Here is a 13983-nt window from a genome sequence, read left to right on the forward strand (position 1 = left end):
CTATGCCCCGTCCGGTAGTGATTATGGGCGGGTGGCTGTCGTCGCCCGCCGATTACTTCGGTATGGCGCGCGTGCTAGCCTCGCCGCCATACAATCGGATCGTGTATGTGGTTGATTTCAGCCGGTTAGCGTGGGCACGCTTGCGCGATCCTGATTTCGGGCCGGCGCTTGATGCGCTCGCAGCGACGGTGCGGATTGCGCTTGAAGAAACCGGCGCTGATAAAGTTGATTTGATCGGCCATAGCGCCGGCGGTCGGATTGCGCGCGCCTATTTGTCCGATGAGCCGTATCAAGGGGTGCGTTATGCCGGCCATGAGGTGGTAGCAAGCTTAACCACGTTGGGGACGGCCCATGCCACGTCGGAGATCTGGGTGAAACAGTTTGCCGACTGGCTTGAGGCGCGGTATCCCGGCGCAGCTTTTCCTCACGTCAAGTATCGCGCTGTAGCAGGGCGGAGTGTGCGTGGCCGTCGTTTCGGCAATCCCGAAGAGATGATTGCCTATCGTTCCTATGAGGTTTCGTTCGGCAATGGGAATTTGGTTGGCGATGGGATTGTGCCGACAGCAGCGTGCTATCTGGCCGGTGCCGACAACTTGATCTTAGAGGGTGCGCGCCATGCACCGTATAACGCGCCGGCGACGTGGTACGGCGCACGGGATGTAGTGCCGCTGTGGTTTGAGGATTGATCAGGAGTGCTATGGCCCGTCCGCTGGTGATTATTGGCGGTTATCTGACCAGTCCGAGCGATTTTGCGGCACTGGCGCGGACGCTCGAACAACCACCATTTAGTTTTCGCGTCTTCGTGACCCCAATCGGTCGTATGCGCTGGGCTTTAACCCGTGATTGGGATTTTCGGCCGGTGTTGCGGATTGTGCGCGACACGGTCGCTCGGGCCTTGCGCGAAACCGGCGCTGAAACCGTGACTCTTCTGGCCCATAGTGTCGGTGGCACGGTGGCGCGCATGTATCTCGGTGATCAGCCGTACAAAGGTGACATCTATGGCGGCCACCGGTTCGTGCATCACTTGATCATGCTCGGTACGCCGCACCATAGCCAAGAGTTCTGGACGCGCCAGACCGTCGGGTTTACTAATCGTTGTTATCCCGGCGCGTATTATGATCAGATCCGCTATACCTCGATTATTGGCCGCAGCATTCAGGCCAATCGGCGAGGACGCTGGGTTGAGCGGATGGCGTATAACAGCTACGTGCTGATCGACGGCCCTGCCGGCGCGCAGGCGTGGGGTGACGGGATTACAACGCTGACCTGCGCAGCGCTAGCTGGCGCCGAGTATTTGGTCGTGCCCGGGTTGCATCACTCTCCTATCCACGGTCGTCCGTGGTATGGCGACCCGGAAGGGTTAAGATACTGGCAACGAGTGTTGTTGGGATCCTCATCAGTTGTTGTTTGAAATGTCGCTGATTTGTACTATAATACAAATTGCATGAAATCATCGCACATTGACCGGTTTATTCTGTACGCTATGGCGGCTGTGTCGGGTGTATCGCTTGCGTGTTATACCGCAGTGCTCTATCTCTGCCGGCAAGAGGTGAATACGCATCATCCAGAGCGTGCAGCATTGCGCAATCGGTTAGCGAATATCGCGCATGCGCTCGATTGGCTGATGAACGTAATGGTCGCAGTGGTCGGGATTGGCCGGCTCTTTCGTGAAGAGCATTTTGGCGGGCAACACCAACCACGCTGGTTGAAGATCTATTTCATGATTACTGGCCCGTTGCCAACCATCGGTATGGTTGGAGCGATGATCACCGGCCATCGCTGGGGCGAGTCGATGCGTGATGATCCGCAGAAACGCCGGTTGCATCGCTTCTTTGCATGGCTAGGGTATGTCAGTTGGTGGCTGAGTTTTATTCCGATCTTCTTCCAGCCGTGGTTGAACCGGCAAGCAGCAGTATCTAAGCAGGGTTCAGAGTCGGTTATTTCTTAAGTTACATCGCACTTGTGCGCGAGGGGGACCGCATGACGACTTCACCTTCGGTTGAACCAACCACGACGGGCACCGCGGCGCTTGAGCAACAAGAGCTATTTGCCGCAACCAACCGTGCCTATGATATGGTGTTTAAGGGCACGGTGGATTTCTTCGTGATTAAGGCGGCAAAAGATTTGGGGCTGTTTGATCTGTTGGCTGCCGAACCGCGCACGCTGGCTGATCTGGCAACCTTGACCGAGACAGTGCCGTCGCGGCTAGAGAAGTTCTTGATTACGCTCGAGCAGGTAGGTCTGGCGGCGCGGAAAGATGATCGCTGGCAGCTCACCCCCTTCGCCGAGCAATTCTTTGCCGATCCCGAACGCCATCGCAATATGACGATGGTGCCGTTCGTGGATTATATTTCCGATTTAATCGAGAATTACTACCTGCGGCTGGCTGATGTGGTGCGCGGGAAGGTTGATTTTACCAGCATTGTGCCGCATCCGCCGCGCACTCGCGAAGATAGCCTGTTTTACGAGACGTTGCACCGCTCGAATATCCAGCTCTTCGTCGAGTTGTTAGTCAAGCGGGCACGGCTGGCCGATGTGCAGATGCTGATCGATGTCGGCGGCGGCATTGGCGATATTGCGGCGGCCCTCTGTCAAGCCTTCCCCAATCTCAAGGTGAAGTTGATCAACTTGCCCAGCGCGCTCGATCTAGTGCGCGAGAATGTAGCGGCCAAAGGTCTGAGTGACCGGATTACGCCGGTGGCGGTCGATATGTACCGCGAGCCGTATCCTCCCGGTGATGCAGTGCTCTTCTCGCGCATTCTCTACCCGATGAATGCGCAGTTCTGCTCGATGTTGCTCAAGAAGGCCTACGATGCGTTGCCGAGTGGCGGGAAGGTGCTGATCCTCGATATGGTAATCAGCGATCCGCAGCATCCAAACTACGATTATCTGACCCACTACCTGTGCGCGATTGGGATGGGCTTTTCGGTGCTTGAGTTCAAGGATCACGCGATCTACCCTGATCTGCTGCGCCAAATCGGGTTTACCGACGTGACCTTCGATGAGGGGTACGAACACGTTTTGTATCAGGCGGTAAAACCGTAAACGAAGGTTCAGCCATGTGTGACCGGTGCAGCTTCTGCCCGGCAATGCGGTAAGCAACTATGATTTCGACTGAACAGCACGTCTCGCTCAGCCGAAAAATCCGGGCCCATATCGAGCTTGCCGATCCGGTGACGTGGATTTCGCCGGTGCTGGTCTGTTTCTGTGGCGCACTGGCGTCAGGCTACGAGCGAGGTTTTGACTGGACGCGGCCCGATCACTGGTGGCTCATACTGTTGGGCGCGTTGATGACCGGCCCGCTCGGTACCGGCTTCAGCCAGAGTATTAACGATTATTTCGATCGTGAACTGGATGCGATCAACGATCCACAACGCCCGATTCCGGCCGGCATTGTGACGCTGAATGAGGCACGCTGGAATTGGATCGTACTCGGCACAGCAACCATGCTGGTGTCGCTGGTCTTTGGTCAGCCGTTGATCGTCTTCTTCGCCTTTGTCGGTATCGTGCTGTCGGTAATCTACAGCATGCCGCCGATCAAGCTGAAGAAACATTTCTGGTTGGGGCCGCCGGCAGTCGGGTTGGGTTACGTTAGTATGAGCTGGATGGCTGGCCATCTGATATTTGCGCCATTGACGTGGCAAAGCGTGGTGGTAGCGTTGATCAATGGCGGTTTAGCGGCCGGCTTGCTCTTTCTTAACGATATTAAGAGCGTTGAGGGTGATCGCAGGTTGGGCCTGAAATCACTCACGGTTGCGATTGGCGTGAAGCGCACGCTAATTGTGGCTTACGCAACGATTAACGGCTTCGAGGCAATGCTGATGATATTGGCGTTGGTGTGGGGGCAATACTGGGTGGCAGCGTTTATTCTGCTGGCATTGGTAGTGCCGATCTATAATCAGATTAAGCTCTACCGTGAACCAAACCAGCAGAATTACGTGCGTTACCTGCTAGCCTCCAACCCATTTGTGGCCTTGATCCAGATTGTCTCGGGTTTTCTGGTGGGCGGCTATTTTGGCTGACCGTTAAGGAGGTGCGAAGATGACGGAGACTGAAGGTGAGGTCCGAGTGCGCAGCGTCCCGGTGCGGCGCAGTGACAGCTTTGTCGAGTCGGCGATGGAGTTCGGCGGCGGCGTAGTTCGCCTTGGCATGTCGGTCTTTACGCTGCCCTTCGCGCTGCTGCCGCCAGAGTCGCGCCAGCACATGCGTAATGCGACCAAGGAGCTGATGTACGCCTTCGCCTCGTTGCCGCGTGATTTCGCCGAAATCGCTGGCAAGAGCATCGAGAAATGGGCGGCTGAGGGCGAAGAAAAGACTGAGGCGAAGTAACGCCGGTTGCTCTCTGTGAGCAGAGGAGGAGAGACGTATGAGCAATGAGACGACCAACGAGCGTGATGGCTTGTTTGAGCTGGCGGCTAGTTTTGTCGGGGGGGCAACCCGGATTGGCCTGACAGTTGCTTCGGTGCCGCTGGTGCTGTTGCCGCGCAATTCGCGCCGCCGCGTGCGCCGGGCGATGGCCGAGGTAGCAATGGCGGTGGTGGCATTTCCGAAAGAGCTGGCCAATATTTCAGAGCGGGTAGTTGATGATATCGTCGCGGCTGAGCCACCGCAGATCTCGTTGCCGAGCCCGAAGCAGGTTGGCGAGCAGGTGCGCTCGTTTACCGAGCGGCTGTCGCGCGCGGCGGAAGAGCTTGGCACGAGCTTTAGCCGGGCTGCCGGACGGGCTGCCGACGCGGTTGAGCAGGGTGCAGCCAAGGTTGATGAGTGGGTTGAGACGCCGCCCAAGACGCCGCCGGCGCCGTGATCGCTCGGTGGAGTTGTGGCTGACGCAGAGGGGTGGGATGCGGCGAGACGCACCCATTCCTCTGCGTCTGTCTCTCGCTGCCAAAGGTGTGTGATCTGCGCCTGTTGTGCGGTTGACCGGCAACCGAGCCGTGGTATTCTGTAAAGAGGGGATGTAGCGTGATCTACACCCGCCTGTCGTGACCAGTCCACGGAGCTTTGTGACCATGCAGATCGTTATTCTCGGCGCCGGCTATGCCGGTTTGCGCACAGCGCTTGATCTGGCCCGTTTCCGCCGTGAACAAGGGCTTGATATTACCATCCGCTTAGTTGATCAACATCCGTATCACCAGTTAATCCAGTTGTTGCATTTGACCGCAACCGCCGGGATTGCCGATCAGAAGTCGATCTATCAACTCGATCATTTGTTGCAAGGCCGTGATATCGAGCGGGTGGAAGGGCGCGTGACGGCAATCCATCCGCTTGAGCGCACGGTGACGTTGGCCGACGGCCGGAGCTTGCCATACGATCGGCTGGTGTTGGCACTAGGCAGTGAGACCTCTTTCAATGTGCCCGGCGCCCGTGAGTATGCGCTGCCACTTCATACCTTCGCCCACGCCGTCGCGTTGCGTAAACACATCATCGCTCAATTTACTAAAGCGGCGTCGTTAACTGATCCGACCGAGTTGCGGATCACGATGACAACAGCGATCGTTGGCGGTGGCTATACCGGTTGTGAGTTGGCCGGCGAGTTGGCGGCATGGGCCGATGATCTGTGCCAGCAAACCGGTGCGCCCCGTAAGGAAGTGCGCATTGCCCTGATTGAACGCGAAGATCATGTGCTGCCGCACCTCGGCAAGTGGGCAAGTCAGGAGGCTGTGCGCCGCTTGGAACGCCTCGGTGTGAATGTGTTTCTTAAAACGCCGGTAACGCAGGTCGAGCCGCAATGCTTGCGCTTTGCCGATGGCCGGATCTTACGCGCCGGAACGATTGTCTGGGGGGCTGGCGTGCGCGCGCCAGCCCTCTTGGCCGAGGCCGGCTTCCCAACCGATCGGATCGGGCGGGTGCTGGTTGACCGCTACTTGCGGGTCAATGGGCAAGCTGTCGTGTTTGCCATTGGCGATTGCGCCGCTGTGTCTGATGGTCGGGGAGGTGTCTTGCCGCCCGCCGCATCATACGCCATTCGGCAGGGTGCCCATTTGGCCGCAGAACTGGCGGCTGAAGCGCGGGGAGAAGCGCCAAGGCCCTACGAGCCGGTCGAGCTCGGCGAAGTTGTTTCATTAGGGCCAAATGATGCTATCGGGAGCGCATTAGGTGTGCCGGTGATGGGGTATCCGGCGCTCATGCTGAAACGGGGAATTGAAGAGTATTACCGCGCTACCATTGAAAGCGCCTGAGCGATAGGAGCATGATTATGATCGTGCAGGAACAGTTTGTTTCAATTAAAGCGCCACCTGCCACCGTCGAGCGTTACTTGACCGATCCCGAATTGATGGCCCAGTGGCGCTCGCCGTTGGTGGTGCTCGATCCGATTGAGGGTGACTTGATGGCGTTGGGCAGCAAGCATAAACTGCGCCTCAAGTCGCTGGCGCTAGCCGGTGCGACCTACACTGTCACCGAACGCGATAGCGGCCATATCTTGCTGACGATCGATGGTCTGTGGTGCGGCAAAGAACTCTGGCGTTGGTTTGCTGATGGCGATCGCACGGTTGTGCAGAATCGGGTGGAGTACGAAGTGCCCGATCCTAGTCTGCGGGTGTTCGTCGTAGGCATCGGCCAGATCTTTGCCTCGCTCGATATGCGTATCCAGCTTGACCGCTTGCGCATGATTATCGAAGGCAGTGGCAAACCGGCAGCGGCCCAGTCGCGCTAGTGGCGGCGCGATCGCCTGTTAGTGATGGCGCGAGGTGGGAAGATTGGCAGAGTGGGTGCTCTGCATCGTAAGGGCGGGTTTCACACCCGCCCTTATCATTTTGTGATTGATATTTGCATAAAAGCACAGATATTGCACAAAAACTGCATCGTTTCATCTACTACAATGCAATCCAACCCTGTGCTAGCATACAGCTATCAGGATAGCAGGTTCGTCAGTGATGAGAGGTTGCGTATGGCGCGACAGCAACGGTTTAGCCCGCGCGATGAGGTCTATCTTGCCAGCACCAGCTTTGAAGTGTATATGGTGGCCGGCGGGGTGTTCATCGGCCTATTTGGGCTGCTCTTTGCGATTAGCATTAAAATTAGCCTTGCTTGGTTGATGTGGCCAGCGTTGTTTGTCTCGATTTTAGCGGGCTACATCACCCTTAATCGGCTTGAGAAGCGTGAACGCCGGCGCAAGTTAGCCGAGCTTGAGGCCGAGTACGCGGCAAAAGAACGGCGTGTGAACGGCGATTAAGCAGCATTTGTAGGCATCTTGTCATCTTGAGCGCAGCATGGTTGTGCTATCTTCCAACTAACTGTGTTGTGCCAAGAGGATTAAGATGCAGACACTTCGCCAGCTTCGCCGCACTCGCGATTTGACCTTTGTTGATTTGGCGCTTCTAACCGGGATCCCGGCACGGGTTATTGCCGAAGCCGAATATGGGATGCGTCGCCTCAGCCGCGGTGAGGTTGAGGCGATTGCATTGGTGTTGGGCTTGTCACCCGCAGCTTTACTGCCGTCGCTACCGCGACCATCGCCACCAGCAAACGTCTGGCCGCTCGCATTAACGGCTGGGTTAGCTGCGACGCTGGCGGTGACACCGCTGGCGACAGACGTCGCTCCCACGTTCCAACGTCAATTGCAGGCTTCTCTGCTCAATCAGGTCGGCGCTCGTCTCATCGAAGCCATCCCTACAGCGGCCTTGCCGGCAGCAGCGCCAACGCAACTGGCAGTGAGTCGTGCGCGTCCCGTCGCGTTGGCGACCCCTACGCCCGATGCGCTGGCACCCTTCATCGCTCCCGCGCCGCCACTTGTGCTAACCCCTCCAGCGGTTCCCCAATTTTACCTCGATGAAGCTGGTCCCCACGGTTGCCCAGTGCAGCCTTCATCAGGCCAAGTTGTCATCACCCAAGGGTATGGCGTTGGCACCCACGCGCCGGCCCATATTTGGGGTGCGATCGATTTGGCAGTTGACGGCGACGGCGATGGGTTGGCCGAGCCGGGGCCGAGCTGGTATGCGCCGGTTGTTGCTACCCACGATGGGGTGGTGAGGGTGACCCTGAATAGCTATCCTGCTGGTCACCACGTCTGGGTATTGGCAGCGGACGGAGTTTGGCGCACCGGCTACTCGCACTTGGCGATTGTGACGGTGATTGATGGGCAGCAGGTGCGGGCCGGCGAAGTGATCGGCTTAATGGGCAGTACCGGTTTTGCTAGTGGCCCGCACCTTGATTATCAAGTCTGGCGCGGCGATGTCAATATTGATCCGACGACATTGGTGGGGTGTGGGGGGAGATAATAGCCGCAAAAAGATGCAAACAGCACGAACATCGTTGGATGAACCAGTACCACTACACCACCATCTGGCTGCTGCTAGCGTTCGGTTTCAATGGGTGTTGCCATCAAAACAGTTACAGGCAAGCACCTTGTTCTGTGTTAAGCCGCAATCATTTGTGTTTTCTGTGTCTTTTCGCGGCTATTCTTCACGCCCGCAACGAACGCTGGAAGAGCGACAGGGCGAAGGCCATGCTCGCAGCAGCAAAAACGGCCAGCACCAGACCGCTGGCCCACAGCGGCAGGGTGGCTTCCACCCCGAACGCCAAAGCGCGCACAGCGTCGATCAGATACGTTGCTGGATTGATGAGCACAATTACTTGCATCCATCCCGGCAACACTGATAGCGGGTAGAGTGCATTCGAGGCAAACAACAGCGGCAGGTTAAAGAGAAAAATCATGCCGTGATAGCCGGCGATACTGCGCGAAATAGCCGCTACACCGAGTGCCAGCCCGCTGAAGCCGATGGCAAAGATCGCGAGCAAAACGAGCGCACCTAACCAGCCAACTGGGTTGATCGCCAAGCGCGCCCCCATAAGCAACCCAATGATTAACATTAGCGTCGCTTGAAAGAGCGCCTTGGTTGCGGTACTCGCCGCACTACCCAACAAAATGCTCAAGCGTGGGATCGGTGCGGCCAGATACTCTTTCACAATCCCGCGCAGCCGCTCATCCAACAATACCATGCCGCCGCCAACTGCGCCGCCCAATGCGCTGAGGGCAATGATGCCCGGCAGAATAAATGACATATAATCACTACCGCCAACATCGCTAATCATCCCGCGCATGCCGACCCCGAAGAGCACCACCCACAAGACAGATTGCAGCGCCAACCCAACCAGCTCTTCGGTCTGCTGAACGAATTTGCGCATGTGCCGCGTCCAGATCACATACGTGGCGTACATCGAGTGCTCCTCTCGCAGTATGAAAGCGTTAATCACGCAGTGCAGTGCCGGTATAGTGCAAGAACACATCGCCGAGCGATGGGCGGGCAAGAGTGACATCTTCGATGGCGAAGCCGTTGTTGCTGATCGCATTCAGCACCGCCGGCAAACGACGACTACCGTTGTCGGTATAAATCAGGGCCAAGCCATCGGCTGGGTCAGTCTCGACCCGGTTCACGCCATCAATTGCAGTGGCAACCGTGGCCAGATGCTGAAAATCACCATTCCCGCGCACTCGGATGACATCAGAACCGAGCGAAGCGATCAGATCACCCGGCTTGCCTTCGACAATGAGGCGACCGTGGTCGATGATGCCTACGAGGTCGGCCAAAGCCTCGGCTTCATCCATCGCGTGGGTCGTAAGCAAGATGCTCATTCCACGGCGGCGGTTCAGATCGCGCACATAGCTCCAGATATTAACCCGATTTTGCGGATCGAGGCCCTGCGTTGGTTCGTCAAGCACCAACACCTGCGGATCAGTCATTAGACCACGGGCCAATTCAAGCCGCCGTTTCATCCCGCCAGAATAGCTCTTGACCGGCCGATCGATGGCATCGGTCAATTGCACCAACTCAACCAATTCAGCAATCCGTTGCCGACGCACAGCGGCTGGCAGGCGATAGAGGCGACCGTGAAAATCGAGCGTCTCACGCCCAGTCAGCAGCGGATCGAGCACCATCTCTTGAAAAGTTACCCCGATCCGGCAGCGAACTTCGGCTGCATCGCGCACGACATCATAACCGAGAATGCGCGCGCTGCCGGAAGTCGGTGGGAGTAAGGTGGTGAGAACACTGAGCAGGGTCGTTTTGCCCGCCCCGTTTGGGCCGAGCAAAGCGTAGATCCGCCCGGCCGGTGCTTGGAGATTGACGCGATCGAGCGCCGTTACCGTGCCGTACCGTTTGACCAGCGTCTGTGTTTCAACAGCGTGTTCGTTCATCACCGTGCCTTGGTCATCAGGCTCCAACTCTTTCAGAGCATAACGCGCCTGTGCAGTGATGTCAAGCCCATCTGTGAGAACCGTCACAGGGATTGACTTTCACTGATGATAGTGCTATGATCGCACGGCAAGCGTCAATGACGATGCGCAGGTTGATTGTAATCGACCATGCGTTCGACAGCCGACGGAACGCCGACTGCCGCGCGCAGATTGCGTTCCGTCTTTCTATGCCCAAAACTGTTGCGTTCGCACATTAGCAAGGAACCTGCGGCTATATTTGCCCAGATCAAGCGCATTCTGGTTGGCCGTCCGATTGCTACCGAACACCAACACCAAGAACGGCTCAGCAAAACGACAGCGTTGGCAGTCTTTTCATCAGATGCGCTCTCTTCAGTCTCGTATGCAACCGAAGCCATCCTCACTATTCTCATTCTTGGCGGGAGTGCGGCGCTTGGTCTCTCGTTGCCGATTGCTGGCGCGATTGCGTTGTTGTTGCTGATCGTTGGTTTTTCTTACCGGCAGACGATCAAAGCGTATCCGCAAGGCGGGGGCGGCTACATCGTAACGCGCGATAATCTTGGTGATATGCCGGGTTTAGTAGCCGCCGGCGCGTTGCTCATCGATTATGTGTTGACCGTCGCGGTCAGCATCTCGGCTGGTGTCGCTGCAATCACGTCATTGGCAACGAACTGGGGCTTTCCGGCGCTCCGCGATCATGCAGTTGAGATTGCCCTCGTCTGCATTCTGATCGTCACCATTACCAATTTGCGCGGCGCTAAAGAGAGCGGCGTGATCTTTTCCATCCCGACGTATGGGTTTATCACCGGCATTCTCTTGATGATCGTCGTCGGTGTCGGGCATGATCTCGTATTTGGCGCCGAGCCGGTGACGCATTCAATTGATCCGGACATTCCTCCCACCGGCGAGGCGCTCTCGCTGTGGTTGATTTTGCGTGCCTTTGCCGCCGGTTGTACTGCTCTGACTGGGATTGAGGCGATCAGCGATGGCGTGCAAGCGTTCAAACCGCCAGAGGCGCGCAATGCGGCGATCACCCTCACGTGGATGATCTCGCTGTTAGTCACGATGTTTCTAGGTATCACGTGGCTGGCGTACACGCATCAAGCGGTACCGAATGAGTTTACTCACGAGACGATCGTCTCGCAGATTGCGCGTACAATCTTTGGCGTGGGGCCAGTGTACGTCTTCATTCAGGTAGCGACTGCCTTAATTTTGGTATTGGCTGCGAATACGGCCTTTGCTGACTTCCCGCGCCTCGCTTCCTTCCTCTCACGCGATCGCTTCTTACCGCGCCAGTTTGCCTCGCGAGGCGACCGGTTGGTCTTCTCAAATGGGATTCTGGTGCTGGGAATGTTTTCAGCCCTGCTGGTGGTTATCTTTCGAGCTAATGAGATTGCTATGCTGCCGTTATATGCGGTAGGTGTATTTACTTCCTTTACCCTCTCGCAATCGGGCATGGTTCGCCGTCATTTGCGTTTGCGCCAACCGGGGTGGCTGCACAGTGCCATGATCAACGGTTTCGGCGCCTTCCTCACGGCGATCGTGCTGGTGATCTTAATGGTCACGAAGTTTGTTCATGGCGCGTGGATGGTGATCACGGCCATCCCGATTCTGGTCTTGATGTTCCGCGCCATCAACCTGCACTATCGCCGCGTGGCCGAGCAATTGTCGTTGAGCGGCGCCATCTTGCCGCCCGAACTGCGCCGTCACACGGCGATTGTGCTGGTGAGCGGCATTCATCGAGGGGTATTGCCGGCGTTACAGTACGCTCGCTCGATCGCGCCCGACAATGTTACCGCTGTATACGTCGATCTTGATCCTGATGCAACCGAGAAGTTACGCACGCGCTGGCGTGATTGGGGGTGCGATATTCCGCTGGTCGTGCTCGAATCGCCATTCCGCTCGCTGATCAACCCGATTGTGCGCTACATCGAAGAGGTCGAGACGCGTTATGGTGATGATGTGATCACGGTGATCTTGCCCGAATTTGTGTCGGCGCGTTGGTGGGAACACCTGTTGCACAACCAGACCGGTTTGTTGATCAAAACTACCCTGCGATTACGCGGCAATGTCGTGACCAGTGTGCCGTATCGGTTAGAGCGGTGATTTTGTTGAGAGGGGCGCACAGTGTATGCCCCTACGATCTTCTCGTGATATGATCAATTGCTCGGTTACCTCCAGCCATACGCTGGATGATCTGCGCCCGATCGGGCAATGCCGTATCACCGACCCCTTCTACAGCACAGGCCGCAGCGGCGGCGGCGAATCGGGCTGCAGCAAAGGGATCGCCAGTTTCCCACAGCCGGATGAGGAAGGCGGTGGCAAAGACATCGCCGGCGCCGGTGGGATCGCACTCTTGGGCTTGGTAGGCGGGGATATGGTGAGGCTTGCCATGCAAGAACATCGTCGCGCCGCGTGCGCCGTAGGTGACAATGCCGATCGGCGTGAGGCCGGCATAATAGGCGGCTAATTCATCATCGCCTCCCACATCTTCGCTGCTGAGACTGAGCACATGCAGGCGCTCCAGTTCTTTGGGCGCGGGTTGCCAGCGGCGCAGCCGAATAGGTGATGGCAAGTCATCGTTCCAGTCACGCAACCATCCTTGGGCTGTGGCGCCGATCAAGGCGCTCGGAAAAGCTGTAGCTAATGTCGGGGTGCATTCATGCACGACCGGGCCGAGCAAGACGATGGGGGCAGTGCGCCAGCCAAGTGGGATAGCGGTCGCGCTAATTGCCGGTGCCACTGCATGAAGCCACTGGCGTCGGCCAGTAGGCGTGTAGCGGTTTTCAAAGGTTGAACTAATGTGGGTCGCAATGTTTGCCCATGCCACCCCGACGGGGGCCGGTTCGGCGCTAGCGGTGACAATCGCCGGACGCAAGCCAAGCCGTTGTGCCAGCAGCGCAGCGAAGCGAGCGGTGCCGCCAGCGGCAGTTGCGTCAGCCGGCAGCAAATCGCGGGTCACGTGGCCGATAGCAACAAAATCAATCATAGGGTGCCAGCGCAAACGTGAAGGCGAGATAGGTCGTAGACGAGAAACAACAGTTTACGGCGACGACTCGCTCGTGGCGCGTTTGACGTAAAAGCGAGATAGGTCGTCAACGAGAAACAAGCGGGGGCCAGTTAGCAACCAGCCCCCTACCGGTTACGATTTTGCCGGATAGATCACAATCTTACGATTCTCGCCCTCACCGGAACTCTCGGTATAAATCGTCTTGTCGTCGCGCAGGGCAAGGTGAACGATCCGTCGCTCGTAGGCAGCCATGGGTTCCAACATAATCGGCCGGCCGGTCTGGCGCACCCGTTCCGCCATCCGGCGGGCAAGACTTTCGAGGGACTCTTGGCGGCGTTGGCGATAGTTGCCCACATCAACCACCAACTGCGGCCATGCATGCACGCGCCGGCTCACCAACAGATTTAGCAAAAACTGGAGCGAGCGCAGCGTCTCGCCGCGGCGTCCGATCAGTAGCCCCATCGCCTCTTCGTCGGCACCCTCAACGTGCAAGGTAATTGTATCTTCCGGTTCACCCTGCGGGCCGGGCACCCGCGCGACAACAGCCGTCACATACGCATGGATATCCATGCGTTCGAGCAGATCTTCGAGGATACGTTGGGCAATAGCGCTCACCTTCTCGATGGACGGTCGCTCTTCTTCATCTTCGACAACGGTGACGCGCACCAATGCTTCGTCACCATTCTCGCCCGGATCAAGCACCTCAATTGCCACTTCATCGCGATCGCGGCCCAATTGGGCCAACGCCAGCTCGACAGCTTCGGCGACGGTGCGCGCGCTGATCTCGATGCGCTTCATAGACACCTCTCGGTCACTGTGA

Annotated in this window: 16 protein-coding genes; 12 read left to right on the forward strand and 4 right to left on the reverse strand. The window is 57.5% G+C overall.

Going from position 1 to position 13983, the window contains the following annotated elements; all coding sequences use genetic code 11:
• Positions 1 to 2 precede the first annotated feature (2 nt).
• The 11 genes from Q1A59_RS07795 (at position 3) to Q1A59_RS07845 (ending at position 8219) form a co-directional block, all read left to right on the forward strand.
• A complete protein-coding gene (locus Q1A59_RS07795; RefSeq protein ID WP_298403900.1) occupies positions 3 to 686 on the forward strand; it encodes a triacylglycerol lipase in 684 nt (227 codons plus the stop codon).
• A gap of 11 nt (positions 687 to 697) precedes the next feature.
• On the forward strand, positions 698 to 1411 hold the full coding sequence (locus Q1A59_RS07800) for a triacylglycerol lipase (protein ID WP_298403903.1): 714 nt from the start codon (positions 698 to 700) through the stop codon (positions 1409 to 1411).
• Positions 1412 to 1444: 33 nt separating this feature from the next.
• The gene (locus Q1A59_RS07805) at positions 1445 to 1948 is read left to right on the forward strand and encodes a hypothetical protein (RefSeq protein WP_299644737.1); all 504 of its coding nucleotides are present in this window, start codon (positions 1445 to 1447) and stop codon (positions 1946 to 1948) included.
• A 32-nt stretch (positions 1949 to 1980) separates the two neighbouring features.
• Positions 1981 to 3045 carry a bacteriochlorophyllide d C-20 methyltransferase BchU gene (gene bchU, locus Q1A59_RS07810; protein WP_298403909.1) on the forward strand — a complete coding sequence of 355 codons (1065 nt, stop codon included), beginning with the start codon at positions 1981 to 1983 and terminating at the stop codon, positions 3043 to 3045.
• 59 nt (positions 3046 to 3104) lie between these two features.
• Positions 3105 to 4022 (forward strand): (bacterio)chlorophyll synthase, encoded by a 918-nt coding sequence (gene bchG / locus Q1A59_RS07815; protein WP_298403912.1) that lies wholly within the window; start codon positions 3105 to 3107, stop codon positions 4020 to 4022.
• Positions 4023 to 4041: 19 nt separating this feature from the next.
• Positions 4042 to 4329 (forward strand): hypothetical protein, encoded by a 288-nt coding sequence (locus Q1A59_RS07820; protein WP_298403915.1) that lies wholly within the window; start codon positions 4042 to 4044, stop codon positions 4327 to 4329.
• Positions 4330 to 4366: 37 nt separating this feature from the next.
• Complete coding sequence (locus tag Q1A59_RS07825) at positions 4367 to 4804, forward strand: hypothetical protein (protein WP_298403917.1); 438 nt, start codon at positions 4367 to 4369, stop codon at positions 4802 to 4804.
• 205 nt (positions 4805 to 5009) lie between these two features.
• Positions 5010 to 6179, forward strand: a complete 1170-nt coding sequence (locus Q1A59_RS07830) for an NAD(P)/FAD-dependent oxidoreductase (protein ID WP_298403919.1) — start codon at positions 5010 to 5012, stop codon at positions 6177 to 6179.
• 17 nt (positions 6180 to 6196) lie between these two features.
• Positions 6197 to 6655: an SRPBCC family protein gene (locus Q1A59_RS07835; RefSeq protein WP_298403921.1), complete on the forward strand. Its 459-nt coding sequence runs from the start codon at positions 6197 to 6199 to the stop codon at positions 6653 to 6655.
• A 234-nt stretch (positions 6656 to 6889) separates the two neighbouring features.
• Entirely contained in the window at positions 6890 to 7174 is a 285-nt protein-coding gene (locus Q1A59_RS07840; protein ID WP_298403923.1) for a hypothetical protein, read from the forward strand.
• Positions 7175 to 7259: 85 nt separating this feature from the next.
• Positions 7260 to 8219, forward strand: a complete 960-nt coding sequence (locus tag Q1A59_RS07845; RefSeq protein WP_299644741.1) for a peptidoglycan DD-metalloendopeptidase family protein — start codon at positions 7260 to 7262, stop codon at positions 8217 to 8219.
• 184 nt (positions 8220 to 8403) lie between these two features.
• On the opposite strand, the gene Q1A59_RS07850 is transcribed toward Q1A59_RS07845, so the two are convergent.
• On the reverse strand, positions 8404 to 9159 hold the full coding sequence (locus tag Q1A59_RS07850) for an ABC transporter permease (protein WP_298403929.1): 756 nt from the start codon (positions 9157 to 9159) through the stop codon (positions 8404 to 8406).
• Between the two features lie 28 nt (positions 9160 to 9187).
• On the reverse strand, positions 9188 to 10222 hold the full coding sequence (locus Q1A59_RS07855) for an ATP-binding cassette domain-containing protein (protein WP_299644744.1): 1035 nt from the start codon (positions 10220 to 10222) through the stop codon (positions 9188 to 9190).
• Between the two features lie 186 nt (positions 10223 to 10408).
• On the opposite strand from Q1A59_RS07855, the gene Q1A59_RS07860 reads away from it, so the two are divergent.
• On the forward strand, positions 10409 to 12259 hold the full coding sequence (locus tag Q1A59_RS07860) for an APC family permease (protein ID WP_367280894.1): 1851 nt from the start codon (positions 10409 to 10411) through the stop codon (positions 12257 to 12259).
• 31 nt (positions 12260 to 12290) lie between these two features.
• Here Q1A59_RS07860 and Q1A59_RS07865 read toward each other — a convergent pair whose 3' ends face one another.
• A complete protein-coding gene (locus Q1A59_RS07865) occupies positions 12291 to 13142 on the reverse strand; it encodes a PfkB family carbohydrate kinase (protein ID WP_298403937.1) in 852 nt (283 codons plus the stop codon).
• A gap of 153 nt (positions 13143 to 13295) precedes the next feature.
• Positions 13296 to 13961, reverse strand: coding sequence for an RNA-binding cell elongation regulator Jag/EloR (jag, locus tag Q1A59_RS07870; RefSeq protein WP_298403940.1), 666 nt, complete (start codon positions 13959 to 13961; stop codon positions 13296 to 13298).
• Positions 13962 to 13983 lie beyond the last annotated feature (22 nt).

This window comes from uncultured Chloroflexus sp., assembly GCF_937951745.1.
In the GTDB taxonomy this organism is placed as follows: Bacteria; Chloroflexota; Chloroflexia; order Chloroflexales; family Chloroflexaceae; genus Chloroflexus.

Bases quoted from the DNA above. Each gene is read 5' to 3' on its own strand.
- Q1A59_RS07795 (WP_298403900.1), top strand. From the start codon at position 3: ATGCCCCGTCCGGTAGTGATTATGGGCGGGTGGCTGTCGTCGCCCGCC.
- Q1A59_RS07800 (WP_298403903.1), top strand. From the start codon at position 698: ATGGCCCGTCCGCTGGTGATTATTGGCGGTTATCTGACCAGTCCGAGC.
- Q1A59_RS07805 (WP_299644737.1), top strand. From the start codon at position 1,445: ATGAAATCATCGCACATTGACCGGTTTATTCTGTACGCTATGGCGGCT.
- bchU (WP_298403909.1), top strand. From the start codon at position 1,981: ATGACGACTTCACCTTCGGTTGAACCAACCACGACGGGCACCGCGGCG.
- bchG (WP_298403912.1), top strand. From the start codon at position 3,105: ATGATTTCGACTGAACAGCACGTCTCGCTCAGCCGAAAAATCCGGGCC.
- Q1A59_RS07820 (WP_298403915.1), top strand. From the start codon at position 4,042: ATGACGGAGACTGAAGGTGAGGTCCGAGTGCGCAGCGTCCCGGTGCGG.
- Q1A59_RS07825 (WP_298403917.1), top strand. From the start codon at position 4,367: ATGAGCAATGAGACGACCAACGAGCGTGATGGCTTGTTTGAGCTGGCG.
- Q1A59_RS07830 (WP_298403919.1), top strand. From the start codon at position 5,010: ATGCAGATCGTTATTCTCGGCGCCGGCTATGCCGGTTTGCGCACAGCG.
- Q1A59_RS07835 (WP_298403921.1), top strand. From the start codon at position 6,197: ATGATCGTGCAGGAACAGTTTGTTTCAATTAAAGCGCCACCTGCCACC.
- Q1A59_RS07840 (WP_298403923.1), top strand. From the start codon at position 6,890: ATGGCGCGACAGCAACGGTTTAGCCCGCGCGATGAGGTCTATCTTGCC.
- Q1A59_RS07845 (WP_299644741.1), top strand. From the start codon at position 7,260: ATGCAGACACTTCGCCAGCTTCGCCGCACTCGCGATTTGACCTTTGTT.
- Q1A59_RS07850 (WP_298403929.1), bottom strand. From the start codon at position 9,159: ATGTACGCCACGTATGTGATCTGGACGCGGCACATGCGCAAATTCGTT.
- Q1A59_RS07865 (WP_298403937.1), bottom strand. From the start codon at position 13,142: ATGATTGATTTTGTTGCTATCGGCCACGTGACCCGCGATTTGCTGCCG.
- jag (WP_298403940.1), bottom strand. From the start codon at position 13,961: ATGAAGCGCATCGAGATCAGCGCGCGCACCGTCGCCGAAGCTGTCGAG.